The following is a 19,373-nucleotide window of genomic DNA, read 5'->3' on the forward strand; positions in this document are numbered from 1 at the left end:
CTGCATGACCAATGCACACATCAGGCTTAGATTTATTAAAAATAACCATTTCTGATGACGCAGAAGTTAAAAGTTCCCGCCACTTCCCTGCTGGTGCTGGAAAAAGCGATACCCCTGTATGGCAGTCCTCTGCAACAGACTTATATCAACGCGATAGATTTCAGTGAGGTCAGCCAGGCTTCGCGTGATATGACACGCGCTTATCCACCCGGTGCAGATATGATATACTATCGCAAGCAGGCTATCCGGGAGATGATCCGGTTGCGCCTGGAACAATTTCCGGCTCAACAGATGGTGATACTGGGCGCAGGGTTGGACCCGCTGTCGCTTTACCTGCTGGAAACCTATCCGGGGCGTCTTAGCCGGATTATTGAGGTAGACAACGGGTATATCGATGTGAAGAAAAAAATCTATGAAGAAATATTACATATAAAGGGACTGCAGTTTGTCCATTGTGACCTGACGGATATTGTTTTGCTGGAAGCCCTGCTGAAACAGCATGGTTATAGTGCTGATGAGCCCACCATTATTATTTTGGAGGGGGTGATTCCTTATATCAGTAATGAAGAATTTGTGCAGGTCATGCAGCTGTTTAGTTCAGCAGGCCGTCAGAATCAGGGTATCGTGGATTATGCACTGGCGTATTCAGACATACCCGACAATTACCTGGTGTACCACCGGAATCTGTTAAAGGCTATGGAAGCCCAGCTCAACATTACTGTCAATCTGAATACCCGTCAGCAGATCATGGATCTGGTGGCCCGGTTTGGGCAACTGGATTATCTGGAGCCGTTGTATGAAACGGAGAAAAGACTCACTGGTACCAACCGGGCTTTTCATCAGCCCGGGCATGGTTCGGTAGAAATGGCTGTATTCAGTTTATAGGTTCCAGGGATATTCCGCCGGCAAATGGTTGTTGCAAACTTATGGGTTCGTTCCACCACTGCTGATGCGGGGAGCTTATGCCGGCGAATGGCAACTGTAAGCTTATAGGTTCCACCACTGCTGATGTGGGTAACTTTCGCCGACGATCACCTGTTCGCCGATCATGGGGGTGGTGACGGCCAGGCCTTTTTCCGCAGCTGCAGCCGTAACCCTCTTTGGTGGCTCATTCCAGGCATGGTTGGAAAGTGTAAACTTAGCCCAGTGTACAGGCAACAGCACTTTAGCGTCCAGGTCCAGGGCGGCCTGTACGGTTTGTTCCGGTGCCATGTGAATAAAGGGCCATGCATAGTTATACTGTCCGCATTCCAGGATGGCCAGGTCGAATGGACCGTATTCCGCTCCTATCTCCTTAAAATGCGTATCATACCCTGAATCGCCGCCCAGAAAAAGCGTATAGCCGTAAAGGTGTAATACAAAAGAAGCCCAGAGGCTGCCGCCTCTTTTTAATCCTCTGCCGGAAAAGTGACGTGCAGGCGTTGCTGTTAGCGACACCTCATCAGATATCTGTATCGTTTCCCACCAGTCCATTTCCGTGATGCGGTCTGCCGGATAATTACCACAGGTACGTATATCCTTGCCTACGCCCAGTCCGGTGTATATCGCTTTGGTGGAGGGCAACAATTGTGCAATCGTTTTCTTATCCAGATGATCGTAGTGGTTATGGGTGATGATCAATATATCGATAGGCGGCATATCAGCGGCCGTATAGGCATCACTACCAGGAAAGGCCCTCACGGTGAAAGGCATGGGTGAAGCATTGCCGCTGAAAACGGGATCTACCAATATATTGAGGCCCTTGATCTGTATCAGATAGGAAGAATGACCAAACCAGGTAACCACCGGCTTATAACCAGACACTGCACGAAGTGGCGCTTTTACAACAGGCAACGGTGCCTCCGGCTTTACATTGCCGGGCCTGTTCATCGCCTCTTTCAACATGGTGAAATAAGTGACATCGTCCGCTTTGATGGGGGTGAGCGTCAGGTTCTGGAACGCTCCGTCTTTAAAGTTCCGGGACCGTAAAATACGCTCTCTGGAAGTCAATGATTTATGCTGCATGGTGGTATATTCCACCGCAAAAATACCACATTTCAACATAGGAAAAACGCAGGCCGGCTACCTCGCCAGCAAACGTTTTCCTCTCGCCATCAACCGGAGCAACCGGGTATTGCCGAAAAAAGCAGAATGGTACCTTGCCGATTCCCGCTGCCGGCTGCTATAGGCACGCAATACAGCATCCGCTGTCATCATTCCGCTCAGCTCCTCCTGCCGCATCACCGCGAGCACACTGAGTTGATAACGCTCCAGTAGCTGCGCCGCCAGTGTAATATCATCATCCTCCCATACAAACGGAGCGGCTGCAGGCATCAGTTTATCTACCGTAATATTATCATGCCCCGTGAGTTTTTCGCGGTCCAGGTAACCGGTGAAACGGCCCGCAGCATCTGTCACCAGCAGATGCCGGTGATAGTAGGAATGATTGTCCAACAGCATGCTCACCTGCGCAACCGTAAGCGATCCGGACACCATCAGCGATGGCTGCACCAGCACCATCGACGCATTGAGCTGCTGTAATACATCAGGCGTATATTCATCCGGTGCAGTAACACCTCTGCGCCGTATCTTCTCGGTCATGATCGATCCTTTCATAAGGAAGAAAGAAACAAAATAAGCTGTCGTGCAAGCTCCGATCAGTGGCAACAAACCATGCGGCTGCCCCGTTGTCTCCAGCGCAAACACAATTGCTGTCAGCAATGCGCGGGAAGCCCCGGCAAACATAGCAGCCATACCTATCAGCGCTGCCGTGGCCAGGTTGATATCACTACCGGGAAACCAGTGCAGTACCCCTACACCTATCAGCGCGCCTAAAGCCCCGCCGATAGTGAAGAGCGGCGCCAGTGTACCACCGGAGGTACCGCTGCCCAGCGACATCACCCAGGAAAGATATTTCAGTACACAAAGTGAAAGTATCAACGACAACGCAGCCTGACCAGTCAGCAAGGTTTTAATATTATCGTATCCCACGCCCATCGTATGCGGCGCAAAATAACCGATCACACCTACCACCACCGCACCAATTGCCGGCCACCACATCCAGTGCAGCGGCAGCCGCTCAAAAAGATCTTCTACCCAATAAACCGAACGCGACACCAAAGCCGCCACCACGCCGATACCGGCGCCCATCAGCACATATACTATCAACGCCCTGTCAGACACCACCGGTATTTCCGGCATCGCAAACACCGGGTCATTGCCAAACAGCAACAGGTGCATGCCCGCTCCTGTAATACAGGACAATGCCACCGGAATCACCGAACGGGGAGAAAATTCAAACAACAACAACTCTATCGCCAGCAGTATCGCCGCCAGCGGACTGCCGAAGATCGCCGACATACCTGCACAGGCACCTGCCGCCAGCAGCACCTTCCTCTCTGCAGATGAAATATGGATCACCTGCCCGGTAAAAGATCCCATGGCACCACCTGTGGCAATGATAGGGCCTTCTGCACCGAAAGGACCACCGGTACCAATAGAAATGGCTGCCGACAAGGGTTTCAGCAAAGTAATCACCGGCGGTATCCGGCTCTCATTCAGAATAATGTTTTCCATCGCTTCCGGAATACCATGCCCTCTGATGGCTTTGCTACCGAAACGCGCCATCAATCCTACTATGATACTACCAATGATAGGCACCAGCACTACCGTCCAGCCCAGCTGATTGCCCGCAGGGCCCCGCTCTTCAAATGAAAATTTCCCGTAAAAAGAGAGATTGGTGAACAGGCTGATCAGCAATACCAGCCCTTTGGCTACAAAGCCTACCAGTACTGCATTGAGCAATGCCTGCATGCTCAGATAAAAAACCCTTTTTGATACATTCCCGGCCTTTTTAGGCCTATTTATATGATCCATGAAACAAAAAATAATGTCAAAACTATTCAAATCATCACAAAAATATGATTCAAATCATACTAAACAGCATTTTTGGTCAGAAAAAATCAAAAAAGTATTACTATTGCAACCATGAAAAAAGCCAGAGCCTGCGATCTGAAGACATGTTTTTTGTGCCGCTATTCCATACCAGAATGGCTGACAGCGGTAGCTGCCCACCGGCAGCATCTCGCCTGTAAAAAAGGAGAAACACTGTTTCAGGAAGGCGCTCCGGCCACCGGCATTTATTTTTTGTATGACGGGAAAGTAAAAGTGCACAAACAATGGGGACCCGATAAAGAGTTGATCATCCGTTTTGCCAAAAAGGGCGATATCCTCGGCCACCGTGGCTTTGGCAGTGAACAACGCCTGTACCCCGTATCTGCTACTGCCCTGGAAGACTGCACCGTTTGTTATATAGACAATACTTTTTTTGAAGCCTCTCTTAAAGTAAACCCAGACCTCACCTATCGGCTGATGCAGTTTTATGCCGCAGAATTACAGGAGGCAGAAAAGAAAATGCGCAACCTCGTGCACATGGACGTGAAAAGCAGGCTGGCAGATGCCCTGCTGGAAATAAGCCGGGTATACGGGCACAAACAATTTACTATCAACCGGCAGGACCTCGCCTCTTTTGCCGGCACCACCTACGAAACCATCTATCGCATCCTGCAGGACTTCATCCAGCAACAGCTGATAACCGCAGAAGGGAAGTCCATCACCATCCTTCAGGAAAAAAAATTACAGCAACTGCTTACAGCTGCTCACTGATATCACGCGGATTATACCAATGCGCCAATGCATCCAGTATCGGCAACAACGCCTCTCCTTTGGATGTAAGGCTGTAATCCACGCGTACCGGCACTTCCGGGATGATTGTTTTGCTAATCAACCCGTCTGTTTCCAGCTCCCTCAGTTGCTTACCCAGCACCTGATCTGAAACAGTGGGCATCATCTGCTTCAACAAACTGAAACGGTTTTGCTGTTCTGAAATATGTATCAGGATAAGGGCTTTCCATCTGCCCGCAATGGTTTCCAGCGCTCCGTTGATCCGGCATACGCTGTGCAGGAACTGCCGGTTGGATGCATTGGAGGATGTTTCTTTTATCATGCTACTCAGTTTTTAATGAGTAACTCCCAATATTCACGGTTATTGCAGCGGGATACTCATCGGGTTAGTTTTGCCAAAATTACTGAGATGAAAGCAATTGTATTGAACGGATTTGGAAATGTAGACCAGTTCAGCATGAACAGCTTTGATATACCTGCCTTTCAGGAACATGAGCTGTTGATAGCGATAAAAGCCGCTGCCTTTAATCCTATCGATTACCAGATGCGGCAGGGCCGCAGGGAAAGTCTGCACATGCATTCTCCCATACTGGGGCGGGAATTCGCCGGCGTTGTGATAGCTGCCGGTAAAAACACACAGGGCTTCCAGACTGGTGATGAAGTGATTGCTGCTGCCGGCAGCAAAGGTTCCAACGGCACCTATGCCACCCATATCGCCCTCGATTACCGGATGGTGGCACACAAGCCCGCATCATTATCTTTCAGCACAGCTACCGCTATCCCGGCCTCCGGTCTTACGGCCTGGCAAACCTTCCGGCGTATGCAGCCGCAGCAGCAGGATCATATTTTTATCACCGGTGGCGCCGGCGGGGTAGGCAGTTTCCTGATCAAACTGCTGAAAGCACATCATACAGATCAGCTGTTCACCACTGCAGGCAATGAACAAAGCAGCGCCGCATTACAGAAGCTGGGGCTGAAACCCGCACAGATCATCGATTACCAGCAGCCCGATCTGACACAGCAGATACTGGCCGCCAACGGACAGCGTTTTTTCGATTGGGCCGTGGATATCGCAGGAGGAAGTATTTCGGAAACAGCAGCGGAAGTACTGGGACTCAACAAAAACTATGCAGACATCACCTTTCTGGGTACTGCCCGTACACGGGAACTGCTGTTCGACAAAGGCTGCCATATCCTGAACATCTCCAACTACGCGTATATGGCAGCTGGCAAGACAGAGTGGTACGGACAAAACCTGCAGCAGCTCACCACACTGATCAACGATCAGGTAATCACCCCTCCCGCTGTGCAGGTGGTAGGCAGTTTAAGCGCTGATACGGTGAAACAGGCACACCTGCTGATGGAGAATAATCAGACCTATGGCCGTAAACTGGTTATGACGATGGACTAACGTTCAGCCGGGCTATCTTACGGGCAAACCTTTCGGTGATATTTTTCCAGGCTTCTTCGTATTCAGGACAGTCGTAACGTTTTTGGGCAAAGGCGTAGGTAGTAGCCGACAGATGCCAGTTGAAAATATTTTCCAGGTATGCTATATCGTCTGCTATCACGCGCTCAAGTATACGTTGTTTGGACAGGCCGGCCTGTTCACAGTAGCGGTCCAGCCAGGCACCACGGCCGGCTTTTACGTACAGCACAAACATGTCTTCCGTCATAAAAGCCCTGGGCACCTGTTCCATCTGCCAGTCGGCGCCTTTGATGATGAGGCATAACAAAGCGTGTTCATAAAATGATTCCGGGATATCGGTGCGTAAGATAGCGCCGTTGCGGGCAGCGGCATAACAAAGTTCGCGTGTGATCATCTCCGATGGCAGATAACGCAGCGCCTTACCATCTTTTGCGACAGCAGCAGCGGCCAGTTCAGGTGTGAGCATATCTTCGGGAAAATACGCCAACGCACCTACGCTCGTGCGCAGTACTTCCTCGCAGAGCGCCTGTGTACGCAGTTCCAGCGGCACCCGTTTCAGATCGTGCCAGTTTTTGCGGACTTTCTGCTGCCAGTAGCTTGCTGGCTGTTCCTGGCGTTGTAATACACTTTCTCCGGCAGCCAGATCACGGCGCAGCTCTTCAAAGTCGGTGGTAAGGGTATTGTTGAGCAGTGCACGTAGTTTAGGGGAGATGATATCATCACCGTCTTCCGATTCCTCGCAGGCATTGTCTGCAGGACTTTCGGGGTCCCGGTCGTTGTAATAGAAAAGGCTGATGTCTTTGGCGGCAGGCATCAGGTAATAATCTTCCACAATCATCACAGGTGCGGTGAAAGTACCATCACACTGCATCCATCCATGATTATAATGCAGCATGATCACTTCGGCAGCACTGATATTGCCGGTCACCCGTACAGGAGAGCCACCAATGAGCAGATGCCGGCACGACACATTGCCTGCTACATAGAGGATAGGGCCATAATCACCGGTTTCATTGAGGATGCTGCCTTCCACTTCCAGATTGCCGATGATGAGGAAACCCAGGATAGGTCTACCATCAGGTGCATCTTCCAGGGTATCGGTGTCCAGCACAAAATCACCCTGCAGGTGCAGGTCGCCGGTATGGATGTAAAAGTAGCTGTCATTACTTTCCATATCCAGGAAAGCGGCTTCACTCTCGTAGATCTTCGTATGTATCTGGTACCTGCTCATGGCATCCTCGCAGGTGATAAGCTGAAATTCTCTATGCATGGCGCTAATATCGTACATTTATAAACGCACAAAACAGGAAATTATTCACCTATGAACAAAAGAGTAAAATTTGATTTCGATATCCGTTTCACCAACGGCGGCGGCATCCGGGGCGAGGATTTCCGACTCGACATCGCCGGTGATGACATATCAGACAAAGAGCTGGCAGACTACATTGTGGCCGACATGCGTTTACTCATGGTAGGCGAAACTCATATACTCAACAAGGAAATTATCACGGAACCGCATAAACGTAAACCTATCAATACCGGCGGACACAGTTACCTGGTAGACCTGAGTCATACTATAGAAGATGGGCTGGTGACCTACAAAGGACTGCCCGCTCCTATCATCTGCGATTACCTGAGCCGGGAAGACTCCTCAAAATTTTATGATGGCGACACCACTTTCCAGATCGGGAAGATAGAAATGGTCACCAATACCGGCACCTATATCGACTGTCCTTTCCACCGCTATGCCGACGGCAAAGACCTGTCGGAGGTGCCACTGGAGCGCTTTGCCGATCTCGACGCCGTAGTGATATGTGTTCCTTATACCCAGTCACTGGCCGTAACCGCCGATATGCTGCGCAACCATGAAATCCGCAACCGCGCCGTACTGGTACATACCGGCTGGGATACCCACTGGAACACGCCCACCTACTACGAAAATCATCCCTATCTCACAGAAGATGCGGCTATCTATCTGCGTGACTGCGCCGTTCAACTGGCAGGCATCGACTCCCATAACATTGACAATACCCAGGGCCGCACAAGGCCGGTACATAGCATCCTGCTGGGTGCGGAGATCCTGATCGTAGAACATCTCTGCAACCTGGGCCTGTTGCCGGAAGACGGCTTTACTTTCAGCGCGGTGCCACCTAAATTCAGAGGTGCCGGCACTTTCCCTGTGAGGGCCATGGCCAGGCTGTCAAAATGATGGCATAAGTATCCGGATTTGTCTAATTTTGCGTTCCTCACCTCTCTTCAAAGAGGTGTGTTCCATAGCAGATGTTCATAGAGATACCGCAGACAACCGATGCCAGGCAATACAGAATTGCCGTTTCCGTATTCTTTTTTATCTCCGGCCTGGGTTATTCCACCTGGGCATCCCGGATACCATCCATACAACAGCAGCTCCATCTCAACGAAGCCCAGCTGGGTCTGGTACTGCTGGCCCTGCCCATAGGGCTGATGCTGACCATGCCGGTGACAGGCAAACTGCTGGGCAGTTTCAGCAGCCGTAAGATCATGGTGATAGGTGCGCTGATCTTTAACCTGGTGTTGAGTGTGCCCGGCTTTACCAACAGCCTGTGGCAACTGGCACTCACCCTGTTCTGTTTCGGTTCTGCCCGAAACCTGATGAACCTCTCTATGAACGCACAGGCCGTACAGGTACAACATCAGTATTCCAAATCTATCATGACCACCTTTCATGGTATCTGGAGCATCGCCGGTTCTACCGGTGCAGGCATCGGTTACCTGATGGTGTCCATGAACGTGGCTCCGTCCTGGCATATGCTGATCGTCAGTGTGTTGTTGCTCGCCTTTACATTGTATTACGGGCCGAAGACCTATCCTGATCAGCCTATCCCGCAAACTACGCGTAAACCGGCGTTTTCACTGCCCGACAAATCATTGCTGCGTTTTTCCTTTATCTGCTTTGCCTGTATGGCTACCGAAAACACGATGTATGACTGGAGCAGCATTTATTTCCATAAGGTAGCCGGAGGCACGCCCATCGCGGCTACCGCCACTTTTATGCTGTACATGGCCGCTATGACCACCGGCCGTTTTGTTGGAGACCGGCTCGTAGCCCGGCTTGGCATCAGAAACATATTGTTCTACAGTGGCTGGCTTATCCTCATCGGGCTGCTGCTGGCCATCTTCCTGCCTCATCCCGTGATTACCACCATCGGGTTTATGTGCACCGGTATGGGTGTGTCCTGTATTGTGCCGCTGGTGTTCAGTCTGGCCGGAAAGTCCAAAACCACCAACAGCGGCCAGACACTGGCCTCCATATCCACCATCGGATATCTGGGTTTCCTGGTAGTACCGCCACTGGTGGGCTTTGTAGCCCAGGCTACCAGCCTGCGTGTTTCCTTTGGTATCATGGCCATATGTGGTCTGCTGATAGTACTGATGGTACAGGGGCTTAAGCAGGATTAGCTATTAGGTCAGGACAAAAGAAAAAGCCGCCTTTTTAAGACGGCTTTTTGTGTCCACAAGGGTTTCTCAGATAGCTATTAAATTTTGAAAAACATCTTCTTTTTATACAGTCCGTAGCAGAGTCCCCATCCGAGGGCCAGTACGGTAAGGGCAGACAGCACTTCCCTGATCTCTTCCGGTATGCCAATCATAGCGGCAAACCCTTTCACAAAAATGCCGGTGGTGGGATTGACCCATTGCACACCAACGGTTTCAAAAAACAGGTATATAAAGATCGCATTCATGCCTACTGCTGTGGCTATCCAGGCGTACCGCACATATCCTCTGATATCGGTGAGCCAGTATATGAACGCCAGCAACAGCATTACCCAACCTCCTGATACCAGTACAAAAGAGGATGTACTGATACGTTTGATGATAGGGGTGATACCAGCGGCATCCAGACCATAACCGGCGATCAGGCCGATGATACCCGCGATGATCAGCCAGGTGATCTTACGACGCCAGGCCCCTTCACTGATCAGGAGCCTTCCGGCCAGTACACCCCAGATGGTGTGTGCGGCCGTTGGGATGAAATTGATCGTTACCCATCCGTCCGGATTGACCTTTCCCATCAATACAGTATCCATGTAGGCACCAAAATTATGTCCCTGGGTAAATGGGGCTTCAAAACCCGGTAACAGGAAACAACGATACATACACTCGGTGGCAATCAGCAACAACAGGCTAACTACCAACTGAAAAACAATAGGACGGCGGATAATAAGATATGCAATGATTGTGGTGACAGACAACTGCGTGAGCACATTCCACAATTCCCAGACTAACCTGCCCGCATATACGCAATGCAATGCGGTACCGAATATAAATAATTTCCCGCAACGCCAGACAATATGTTTAAAATTTTGTTGCCAGGTGACACCCTGCAACGACTTATAATGCCAGGAGATATACAGGGCAGCGCCGGCCATGGTCATAAAGGCAGGCTGCACCAGGTCCCAGCCCCGCAGGCCATTCCAGGGATGGTGGAAGAATTGTTGCACGATTTCATGGAAGAAACCCGTGGATGACAGACTGTCGAGTGACCAGTACAGATGAGCACTTTCTGCTGCCAGCAGGATCATGATTACACCCCGCATAACGTCCAGCGAAAGGAGTCGTTGGTTCATAGGTAGAAGATATGCTCATAAAATAATCATTCTTTTTAATAATTAATTATAAAAAACGAAGGCAAGCCATAGTGGGCCTGCCTTCGCTTATCATGTACCATTAAAAGGCTACTCTTTGTTCATCCGTACAATAACGGGCATAAACCTTCCTTCTATGTCTACCAGCTCCTGCTGGGCACCGATTACTTTTTCAATGTCCTTGTATGCGAGCGGATTTTCTTCCACGCTGCCACCGATGAGGGTTACACCTGCAGCCGACACGATTTTTTTCAGGCCCGACATGGTCATTTTCTCCCGTGCCCTGGAGCGGCTCATCGCTCTGCCGGCGCCATGGGAGGCGGAGTACAGCGCTTCTTCCACGCCTTTGCCACGCACCAGGTAAGCCGCCGTGGTCATGCTGCCCGGTATGATACCCAGTTCGCCGGCATGGGCCGGTGTAGCGCCTTTACGGTGCACGATCACTTTGCGTGTATCCGTCAGCGTTTCCTCCCAGGCGAAGTTATGATGGTTTTCCACCGTCACCAGCCCTTTCAGGCCCATAGCCCGGGCCAGGTTGTGATGTATCCGCTGATGACAGGCACGGGCATAATCACCTGCCAGATTCATGCTCAGCCAGTATTCCTGGCCTGCTTCGCTGTTCATATCCAGCCAGGCCAGTTGTTGTGCGGACCGGGGCAGTTTACAGGTGTCCATCGCTATTTTCGTATAGTGCTGCGCGATAGTGGCGCCCAGGCCACGGCTGCCGGAATGCGACAACAGCGCCAGGTATTGTTTGGGGGGCAAAGACAGTGAGTTATCTTCCGATAAGGTGAGCAACCCGAATTCCACGAAGTGGTTGCCGCTGCCGGAAGAGCCGAGCTGTCTTACCGCCTTGCCATGCAGACTTTTCAGCAGCGCAGTGGCACGGAAATCAGGACTGTCCAGCACCGCATGTTCCTGGTGGAAATCAAGGCCGCCTTCCATTCCAAAATGGGTATAATCTTTTAAAGCCACCTTCAGCTGATAACCATAACGCTTCAGGAAACTTTCTCCTTCATCAAAAAGTGTGAGGGCCATGCGGCAGCCGATATCGACCCCTACGGCATAAGGGACCACCGCCTGTTCGGTGGCCAGCACCCCGCCTACCGGAAGGCCATAACCCATGTGAGCGTCCGGCATCAGCGCACCCTGCACCGTCACCGGTAAAGACATAGCCAGCTCCATCTGCTGACGGGCCGATGATTCTATCTCCTTTGCACCATAGATTTTCAGTTGCCCGCTTTTTTCCAGCAACTGATACGATTGGAAATTACATTCCTTAGGCTGCTCCGCGAAAACGGCAGCGATCGGGCCCAATACCTCATCCTGTAAATAATCTGCCGGACGGGCTTTGATATCGGTCAGCAGTTGTATAATATCGGCTTTCTGATGATGTTTGAAATGCCGGGAAATAATATTGATCACCAGGCTCCTCGCCCTGTCATCTGTATAGCCTATTTTACTGAGTTCTTTTGTTTTTAAACCAGACAAAATATGTGTATTTAATAAGTCGTAATAAAAATGAATGTGAAAAGCACGGGGTATCCGCTGAGACGATATCACAGCATACAGCAGGGTACAACATCGCGGCGTTATAAAACGCAGCATGCTATAGACCCGGTATTACAGAAAATGTTCAGGGAATAAACCGGCGGATGCCTGTTAGGCAACGCTTACAAGAGGCGATATGTGGGTATGTTCTTTCATGATTCCTTTATATTTTAGAAGATGAGAAAAAGGAATTACGGCGCAAAGATATATATTTTTTTTATACTTCCGTTTTTCGTCAAAAAAGATCTGCATTATAAATCAGTCAATTGCATTCACATCTCCCTAAAAAAATAATAAAAAGCGCAAAATTTAAATGCAAAGGTGGTGTTAAAATCAACGTTGATAACCGGCTAAAGCGTAAATTTGTGATAGTGGTTTTCCCCGCACATGATAACCTCCGGGCCTTTCCGGGCGGGGTATTACAACATAGTAAATCCTTGCACATGGACAAACAACTTATCCGCAACGCTTATAAACTTTACTGGCTGGAGAACGGTAAAGCCCCTGTTTCTGTATTTAGCCTGTGTAAACAGCTCGATATTAGCGAATCCGCTTTCTATGAAGACTATAGCTCTCTGGAAGCCATTGAAAAAGATGTCTGGTTGTCTGTTTTCCAGGCAACACTTGATCAGTTGGTCCAGGATGAAATATACCAGCAATATTCCTCACAAGAAAAACTGCTGGCCTTCTACTTCCTCTGGGTACAGAAATTAAAGGACGACCGCAGCTACTTCCTTCTGCAAAGAGAAAAATTCAGACTGCCCGACCTCTATCGCAATAAACTGGAGACCTTTAAACAGGCCTTTTATTCCTATATAAGAGAACTCGTTAAAGAAGGTTATACTTCCAACGAAATCAAGGAACGGAAATATATTTCCGACCAATATGTACATGGCTTCTGGGTACAGGCTCTGTTCGTATTGAAATACTGGCTCAATGATTCCAGCGCCAATTTCGAAATGACGGACGCTGCTATCGAAAAAGCAGTCAACCTGAGCTTCCAGCTGATCAAATCCAACACACTGGATTCTTTGCTGGACTTCGGGAAATTCATCTTTACGCGGAAATAGGTTTTATGAAAGAACAATCCAATATCCCCACCACGAAAGTGGAAAGGGCTGGAAAATTTGTAAGCACTGGTCTTAAAGTAGGCACCAATTATATTAAACATTATACCCGTAAACTGATAGATCCCTCTGTCAGCAAGGAGGCATTGCACCAGGATAACGCCGCCGATATTTACGATACCCTGAGCAGCCTCAAAGGCAGCGCCCTCAAAGTGGCGCAGATGCTCAGTATGGATAAAGGCATGCTACCCAAAGCCTACACCGAAAAATTTGCTATGTCACAATACAGCGCCCCGCCACTGTCCGGGCCGCTGGTAGTCAACACCTTTGTTAAAACACTGGGTAAATCTCCCTCCCAGCTGTATGATAAATTTGACATGCACGCCTCCAACGCAGCTTCCATCGGACAGGTACACAAAGCCTGGAAAGACGGGAAACAGCTGGCTGTGAAAATACAGTACCCCGGCGTGGCCAACAGCGTCAAATCAGATCTCCGTCTCGTAAAACCCTTCGCCATCCGCATTGTAGGCATGAACGAAGTAGATATGGATAAATATTTTGAGGAGATAGAAAGCAAACTACTGGAAGAAACGGATTACAAACTGGAGTTATCCCGTTCCATGGCCCTTTCACATCAGTGTGCCCATATTCCTCATCTGCAGTTTCCGCAATATTATCCGGAACTGTCATCCGACAGAATCATCACCATGGACTGGCTCGACGGCCAGCATCTCAAGGAATTCCTGCAGGGTAACCCTTCCCAGGAGGCCCGTAATAAAATAGGCCAGGCACTGTGGGACTTTTATCAGTACCAGGTACACCAGCTGAAACAGGTACATGCAGATCCTCATCCCGGCAATTTCCTGATGCGGGCCGATGGTACCGTAGGTATCTTCGACTTCGGTTGTGTGAAAGAAATACCGGAAGATTTCTATTACAACTACTTCCTGCTTACCGACAAGGAAGTTTTGAAAGATGAAAAACGCCGGCATGAAATATATACCAACCTGGAGATGATCCATCCCAGCGATACGCCCAAAGAAATAACCTTCTTCAGCGGCCTTTTCCAGCATATGATCGATCTGCTCACCCTGCCTTTTACCGTAGATAACTTTGATTTCGGCAACGAAAACTATTTCAATGAAATCTATGCGTACATGGATGAGCTCTACAATATGAAGGAAATCAGGGAATCCAAGGTGGCCAGAGGTTCCAGGCACAGCCTGTACATCAACCGCACTTATTTTGGGCTCTATTCCATTCTGAGTGAGCTGAAAGCCAATATCACTACAGGAGCCAGCTATTTTTCACAAAAACATTAAGATCACGCAAAGAACGTTTTGCACGATGATCACGCAAAGAACGCTTTGCGTGATCATCGTGCAAATACGCCTGTTGGTCGCAACAAATCCCGGGGATGACCATTAATGCCTAAATTGCGGCATGGCAAACGAATGGTATAACCGCAAATGGGCAATTGTAGCCACACATGCACTGGTGTGGACATTGTTGTTTTCCCTTCCTTTCCTGCTGAAGCCTACTTATGAAAAGCCGGTTTCTCCCAGTGAACAGGCAGAGCGTGAAGCCTGGTTTTATTTTCTGATGGGATATTACCTGATACAGGTGGTATTCTTTTATATCAATGCTTTTCTGTTGATACCCTCCCTGGTACAGAAAAAACGGATAGTGGAATATGTGGGTGCGCTGATGCTGATGCTGACGTTTTATTTTGTCAGCCGTTATACCTTTGAGCGGTTTTATCTCCAGCGTACAACGGTAGACCCGAAGCCCACCATCCTCTTCAGCTTCTTCACTTTTCTGTTTATACTCTCTGCCAGCACGGCTTATCAGATGATACGGGAGCGGATTATGCTGGAACGCAAAGTCAGTGCCCGGGAAAATGAAAACCTGAAAACGGAGCTATCACTGCTACGCTCTCAGGTAAGCCCCCATTTTATGTTTAATGTACTCAACAACATGGTGTCGCTGGCCCGGAAAAAATCAGATCTGCTGGAACCTTCGCTGATCAAGTTGTCTTCCCTCATGCGTTACATGTTGTATGAAGCCGACGAGGAAAAAATGCCGCTACAGCGGGAAGTAGAGTATCTGCAGAGTTATATCGACCTCCAGCGTCAGCGCTTTGGTCAAAATGTGGAAATCAATGTAGAAATGAATGTGCCGAACAACCACTATGAGATAGAGCCTATGCTACTGATTCCATTTGTGGAAAACGCCTTTAAACATGGTACTGGTTTCATTATGCATGCACAGATCGATATCAACCTGTTTACCACTGCCGATAAACTTTTTTTTGCGGTGAGAAACAAATACAATCATCTTTCGGAAGAAGTGAAAGACAAAACCAGCGGGATAGGGCTTGCCAACGTTAAACGCCGGCTCAATCTGCTTTACGGCGATGATTATGTGCTGCAGATAAATTCAAAAGATGACTGGTTTTACGTAACATTGCAGCTGAACCTACATTAAATGCCAAGATCTGAGAATGTTAAAATCAAGAGATATCGATGAGATGTATTGCCATTGATGATGAACCACTGGCGTTGGATCTACTGGAAGACAACATCAGCATGGTGCCATATCTACAACTGATAGCTAAATGTAACAATGCTTTTGAGGCCATGGAAGTGCTGCGTACCCAGCAGGCAGACCTCATTTTCCTGGATATTCAGATGCCTGGCCTTACCGGACTGCAGTTTTTACAGTCCATGTCCAGCAAACCCCTGGTGATCCTGATTACTGCCTACGAAAAATATGCACTGGAGGGATTTAATCTCGATGTGACCGACTACCTGGTAAAACCTGTGTCCCTGGAACGTTTTATCAAAGCCTGTAACAAAGCCCATGAATTGTTTCAGCTCAAAGCCGCCGGCAAAACCGGCAGGGAACAAAGCGACTTTTTCTTTGTGAATGTGGACTATAGTCTTTTTAAAATTGTCTTCTCCGATATCATCTGGATAGAAGGGCTGAAGGATTATGTCAAAATCCACCTGAAAAGTTCTAACAAACCGGTGGTGACCCGTATGAGCATCAAAGGGCTGGAAGAACAGCTGCCGCCTACGAAATTTATCCGGGTACATAAGTCGTATATCGTGTCCGTGGCCGCTATCACGGCCATACGCAAAAACAGCGTGTTCCTCGAGGAAACGGAGCTGCCAGTAGGTGATACCTACCGCGACGCACTCTATGCCATCGCCGGAAAAAGTCAACCCTGATAAAGCCCGTTTTGTATCAAAATTTCAACCACTCATCTCATTTACCAAAAAAATCGATTTGGCAAATCTATTTTTGCATCTTCAAGAACTATTCACAATGCGAAAAATCTACTCGTTTATCATGCTCTTCCTGCTCGCAATGCAGGCCAGTGCGCAGGCTCCGGGCGCCAAAGGACCGGGCGGCATGGCCGGCAAAGGACCAGGCAATATCGGACATGTATATGGGAAATTGATCGATTCCGAAGGTAAACCAATCGGTTATGCCTCCGTCATCATCCTGCAGGGCCGTATGGACACCGCCACCAAAAAAATGAAGGACGTACTGGTAAAAGGTGTGCTCACCAAAACCAACGGTGAGTTCAGCCTCGATGAACTACCCCTCAGAGGCCCGCTCAAATTGCAGGCTTCCGGCACCGGTTATAAAACATACACCCAGGCCGTAGTATTCCCTCCGATAGACAAAGATCTCGGCAATATCAAAATGGCTACCAGCACCACCGAGCTGCAGGGCGTAACCGTTACCGGTTCCAAACCCCTCATGCAGATGGATATCGATAAAAAGGTGTTCAACGTGGAAAAAAATATTGTCAGCGCAGGCGGTACTGCCCTCGACGTCGTGAAAAACGTTCCTTCCGTGAACGTAGACATCGATGGTAACGTATCCGTACGCAACGGCAATCCCCAGCTGTTTATAGACGGCCGCCCCACTACCCTCACCCTCGAACAGATCCCTGCCGATGCGATTGAAAGCGTGGAAGTAATCACCAACCCTTCCGCCAAATACGACGCTTCCGGCGGTAACGCGGGCATCCTCAACATCGTCCTGAAGAAAAACCGCAAAACAGGCTACAACGGCAACCTTCGCGCTGGTGTAGACAAACGCGGTGCACTCAATGGCGGCGCTGACTTCAACCTGCGTCAGGGTAAAATCAACTTCTCTGCCAGCGCTATGGGCAACCAGATGAAAAGCCGCACCAACGGTACCACCGACCGTGACAACTTCGGCGATAATCCCGTGACACGTATTCTTCAGTCCAACAGCAACAAAACCAATGGCGGCTTTGCTTTCGGTAAAGTAGGTGTTGACTGGTTTGCTACCAACCGTACCACTTTGTCCGTCTCCGGCATCAAAGTACACGGTGAATTCAACCCTTCTGAAGTGATCGATATCAATACCGATACCATCAGAGGCACTAACAAAACCAGCATGTTCAGCCAGCGTAACTCCGCCAGCCACATGCAATTCGATGCGAATGGTCTGGTACTCGGTATGAAACACCTGTTCCCTAAAGAAGGAGAAGAACTCACCGTAGATGCGAACTACTTCGGTGGAAAAAGCAAGAACAACGCGGATTATTACACAGACTTCTATAGCAACGGCCAGAACAGCGCGATAGACCACACCAGTAAACAACAGATACTGGGTAACGGTAAAATCTCTTTCATCACGGTGCAGACAGACTACGTAAAACCGTTCACACCCAAACTGAAACTGGAAACCGGTCTCCGTATGTCCAGCCGCCGTACTGAAACCAATTTCGATAACTACATGTTCCTACAGGGCGGTTACAAACTGATTCCTGCCGCATCCAACAATTTCAAAAACACGGACAACGTGTATGCGGCCTATGCCAGTATCTCCCACAGCATTAAAGACTTTGGTTATAAAGTAGGGCTGCGCGCTGAAAGTTCCGACTACAGCGGTGAACTGATCAACGTAAAACAATACTTCAAAAACAGTTATCCGGTGAGCCTGTTCCCGTCCATCTTCCTCAGCCAGAAACTGAAAAATGCACAGGAACTGCAGGTAAGCTATACCCGCAGAATCAACCGTCCTAATTTCTTCCAGCTGATTCCGTTCACCGATTCAACTGACAAACTGAACATCACCAAAGGTAATCCCGGCCTGGTACCGGAATTCACCCAGTCTGTGGAACTGTCTTACCTGAAAACATTCAAAGGCAACAACACCTTCATGGGATCTGTGTACTACAAACATACCAACAACCTGATCACCCGTTTCCTCACCAAGGAAACCGATCCGGCCAGTGGTAGCGAAATGCTGGTAAACACTTATATCAACGCCAACTCCAGCTACTCCATGGGTGCGGAACTCACCGCCATGAACACCCTCACCAAATGGTGGAATATGTCTACCAACGTGAACATCTATAACTCGAAGATCAATACAGACAATGTAGGCCAACCTTCGCAGGATGCCATGTGGAGCTGGTTTGGTAAACTGAACAACACCTTTAAGCTGCCGCTCAACTTCGAAATACAGCTTTCCGGTCTTTATCAGTCTAAAACCAACCTGCCAGTCAACGATAACAAAGGCAGACAGGACGGACCGCCGATGCAGCAGTCACAGAACGCTTCCCAGGGTTACATCGCTTCTTTCTACGCAGTGGATGCAGCCATCAAAAAGAGTTTCCTGAAAAACAATGCTGCCTCTGTAACGCTGAGCTTCAGCGATATCTTCAGAAGCCGTAAAACAGATCAGTACTCTAACAGTGCTTATTTCACACAATACTACAACCGTCTCCGTGATCCGCAGATGATCCGCCTCAACTTTGCTTACCGCTTTGGTAAAATAGATGCCACCCTGTTCAAACGTAAGAACATGGCTGGCGGTATGCAAGGCATGTCAGAGGTTGTACAATAATTTTTCTATTTTTTTATTTTTCCATTTTGGGAGAAGGATGATTAATGTTCCTTCTCCCAAAATGAAAAAATAAAAAATAGAAAAATTACGTAGTTACCCCTATTTTTTTCTTCCCATATTTCTACCGATCTCCGGCCCCTG

16 protein-coding genes are annotated in these 19,373 nt (G+C 48.9%); 10 read left to right on the forward strand and 6 right to left on the reverse strand.

Going from position 1 to position 19,373, the window contains the following annotated elements; all coding sequences use genetic code 11:
• The first annotated feature begins 54 nt into the window (after positions 1 to 54).
• Positions 55 to 885, forward strand: a complete 831-nt coding sequence (locus tag KD145_RS12180; RefSeq protein WP_212006153.1) for a class I SAM-dependent methyltransferase — start codon at positions 55 to 57, stop codon at positions 883 to 885.
• A 102-nt stretch (positions 886 to 987) separates the two neighbouring features.
• Here the strand turns inward: KD145_RS12180 and KD145_RS12185 are convergent, their stop codons facing one another.
• Complete coding sequence (locus KD145_RS12185; RefSeq protein WP_249219805.1) at positions 988 to 2,043, reverse strand: MBL fold metallo-hydrolase; 1,056 nt, start codon at positions 2,041 to 2,043, stop codon at positions 988 to 990.
• Between the two features lie 18 nt (positions 2,044 to 2,061).
• Positions 2,062 to 3,855 (reverse strand): chloride channel protein, encoded by a 1,794-nt coding sequence (locus tag KD145_RS12190; protein ID WP_212006154.1) that lies wholly within the window; start codon positions 3,853 to 3,855, stop codon positions 2,062 to 2,064.
• A gap of 111 nt (positions 3,856 to 3,966) precedes the next feature.
• Here KD145_RS12190 and KD145_RS12195 point away from each other — a divergent pair, with 111 nt between their 5' ends.
• Positions 3,967 to 4,644: a Crp/Fnr family transcriptional regulator gene (locus tag KD145_RS12195; protein WP_113617622.1), complete on the forward strand. Its 678-nt coding sequence runs from the start codon at positions 3,967 to 3,969 to the stop codon at positions 4,642 to 4,644.
• On the opposite strand, the gene KD145_RS12200 is transcribed toward KD145_RS12195, so the two are convergent.
• The gene (locus tag KD145_RS12200; protein ID WP_212006155.1) at positions 4,628 to 4,984 is read right to left on the reverse strand and encodes a helix-turn-helix domain-containing protein; all 357 of its coding nucleotides are present in this window, start codon (positions 4,982 to 4,984) and stop codon (positions 4,628 to 4,630) included. The two genes, KD145_RS12195 and KD145_RS12200, sit on opposite strands and share 17 nt — an antisense overlap.
• Before the next feature lie 87 nt (positions 4,985 to 5,071).
• Between KD145_RS12200 and KD145_RS12205 the strand changes: the two genes are divergently transcribed.
• Positions 5,072 to 6,073, forward strand: a complete 1,002-nt coding sequence (locus tag KD145_RS12205; RefSeq protein WP_212006156.1) for an NADP-dependent oxidoreductase — start codon at positions 5,072 to 5,074, stop codon at positions 6,071 to 6,073.
• Here the strand turns inward: KD145_RS12205 and KD145_RS12210 are convergent.
• Positions 6,057 to 7,361 (reverse strand): polymer-forming cytoskeletal protein, encoded by a 1,305-nt coding sequence (locus KD145_RS12210; protein WP_212006157.1) that lies wholly within the window; start codon positions 7,359 to 7,361, stop codon positions 6,057 to 6,059. The genes KD145_RS12205 and KD145_RS12210 overlap by 17 nt on opposite strands.
• Positions 7,362 to 7,412: 51 nt before the next feature.
• Here KD145_RS12210 and KD145_RS12215 point away from each other — a divergent pair, with 51 nt between their 5' ends.
• On the forward strand, positions 7,413 to 8,300 hold the full coding sequence (locus KD145_RS12215) for a cyclase family protein (protein WP_212006158.1): 888 nt from the start codon (positions 7,413 to 7,415) through the stop codon (positions 8,298 to 8,300).
• Between the two features lie 71 nt (positions 8,301 to 8,371).
• Entirely contained in the window at positions 8,372 to 9,529 is a 1,158-nt protein-coding gene (locus KD145_RS12220; protein WP_212006159.1) for an MFS transporter, read from the forward strand.
• A 77-nt stretch (positions 9,530 to 9,606) separates the two neighbouring features.
• Here the strand turns inward: KD145_RS12220 and KD145_RS12225 are convergent, their stop codons facing one another.
• Both KD145_RS12225 and KD145_RS12230 read right to left on the reverse strand, forming a co-directional pair.
• Positions 9,607 to 10,698: an acyltransferase family protein gene (locus KD145_RS12225; RefSeq protein ID WP_212006160.1), complete on the reverse strand. Its 1,092-nt coding sequence runs from the start codon at positions 10,696 to 10,698 to the stop codon at positions 9,607 to 9,609.
• 108 nt (positions 10,699 to 10,806) lie between these two features.
• Entirely contained in the window at positions 10,807 to 12,207 is a 1,401-nt protein-coding gene (locus KD145_RS12230) for an RtcB family protein (protein WP_249219806.1), read from the reverse strand.
• A gap of 503 nt (positions 12,208 to 12,710) precedes the next feature.
• Between KD145_RS12230 and KD145_RS12235 the strand changes: the two genes are divergently transcribed.
• The 5 genes from KD145_RS12235 to KD145_RS12255 all read left to right on the forward strand — a co-directional run bounded on the left by KD145_RS12235 (position 12,711) and on the right by KD145_RS12255 (position 19,232).
• A complete protein-coding gene (locus KD145_RS12235) occupies positions 12,711 to 13,337 on the forward strand; it encodes a TetR family transcriptional regulator C-terminal domain-containing protein (protein WP_212006162.1) in 627 nt (208 codons plus the stop codon).
• Positions 13,338 to 13,342: 5 nt separating this feature from the next.
• Positions 13,343 to 14,656 carry an AarF/ABC1/UbiB kinase family protein gene (locus KD145_RS12240; RefSeq protein WP_212006163.1) on the forward strand — a complete coding sequence of 438 codons (1,314 nt, stop codon included), beginning with the start codon at positions 13,343 to 13,345 and terminating at the stop codon, positions 14,654 to 14,656.
• A gap of 121 nt (positions 14,657 to 14,777) precedes the next feature.
• Positions 14,778 to 15,821, forward strand: a complete 1,044-nt coding sequence (locus KD145_RS12245; protein ID WP_212006164.1) for a sensor histidine kinase — start codon at positions 14,778 to 14,780, stop codon at positions 15,819 to 15,821.
• Between the two features lie 38 nt (positions 15,822 to 15,859).
• Complete coding sequence (locus tag KD145_RS12250) at positions 15,860 to 16,567, forward strand: LytTR family DNA-binding domain-containing protein (protein ID WP_212006165.1); 708 nt, start codon at positions 15,860 to 15,862, stop codon at positions 16,565 to 16,567.
• Positions 16,568 to 16,664: 97 nt separating this feature from the next.
• Positions 16,665 to 19,232 carry an outer membrane beta-barrel family protein gene (locus tag KD145_RS12255; RefSeq protein ID WP_212006166.1) on the forward strand — a complete coding sequence of 856 codons (2,568 nt, stop codon included), beginning with the start codon at positions 16,665 to 16,667 and terminating at the stop codon, positions 19,230 to 19,232.
• Positions 19,233 to 19,373 lie beyond the last annotated feature (141 nt).

The organism is Chitinophaga sp. HK235 (genome assembly GCF_018255755.1).
GTDB lineage: Bacteria > Bacteroidota > Bacteroidia > Chitinophagales > Chitinophagaceae > Chitinophaga.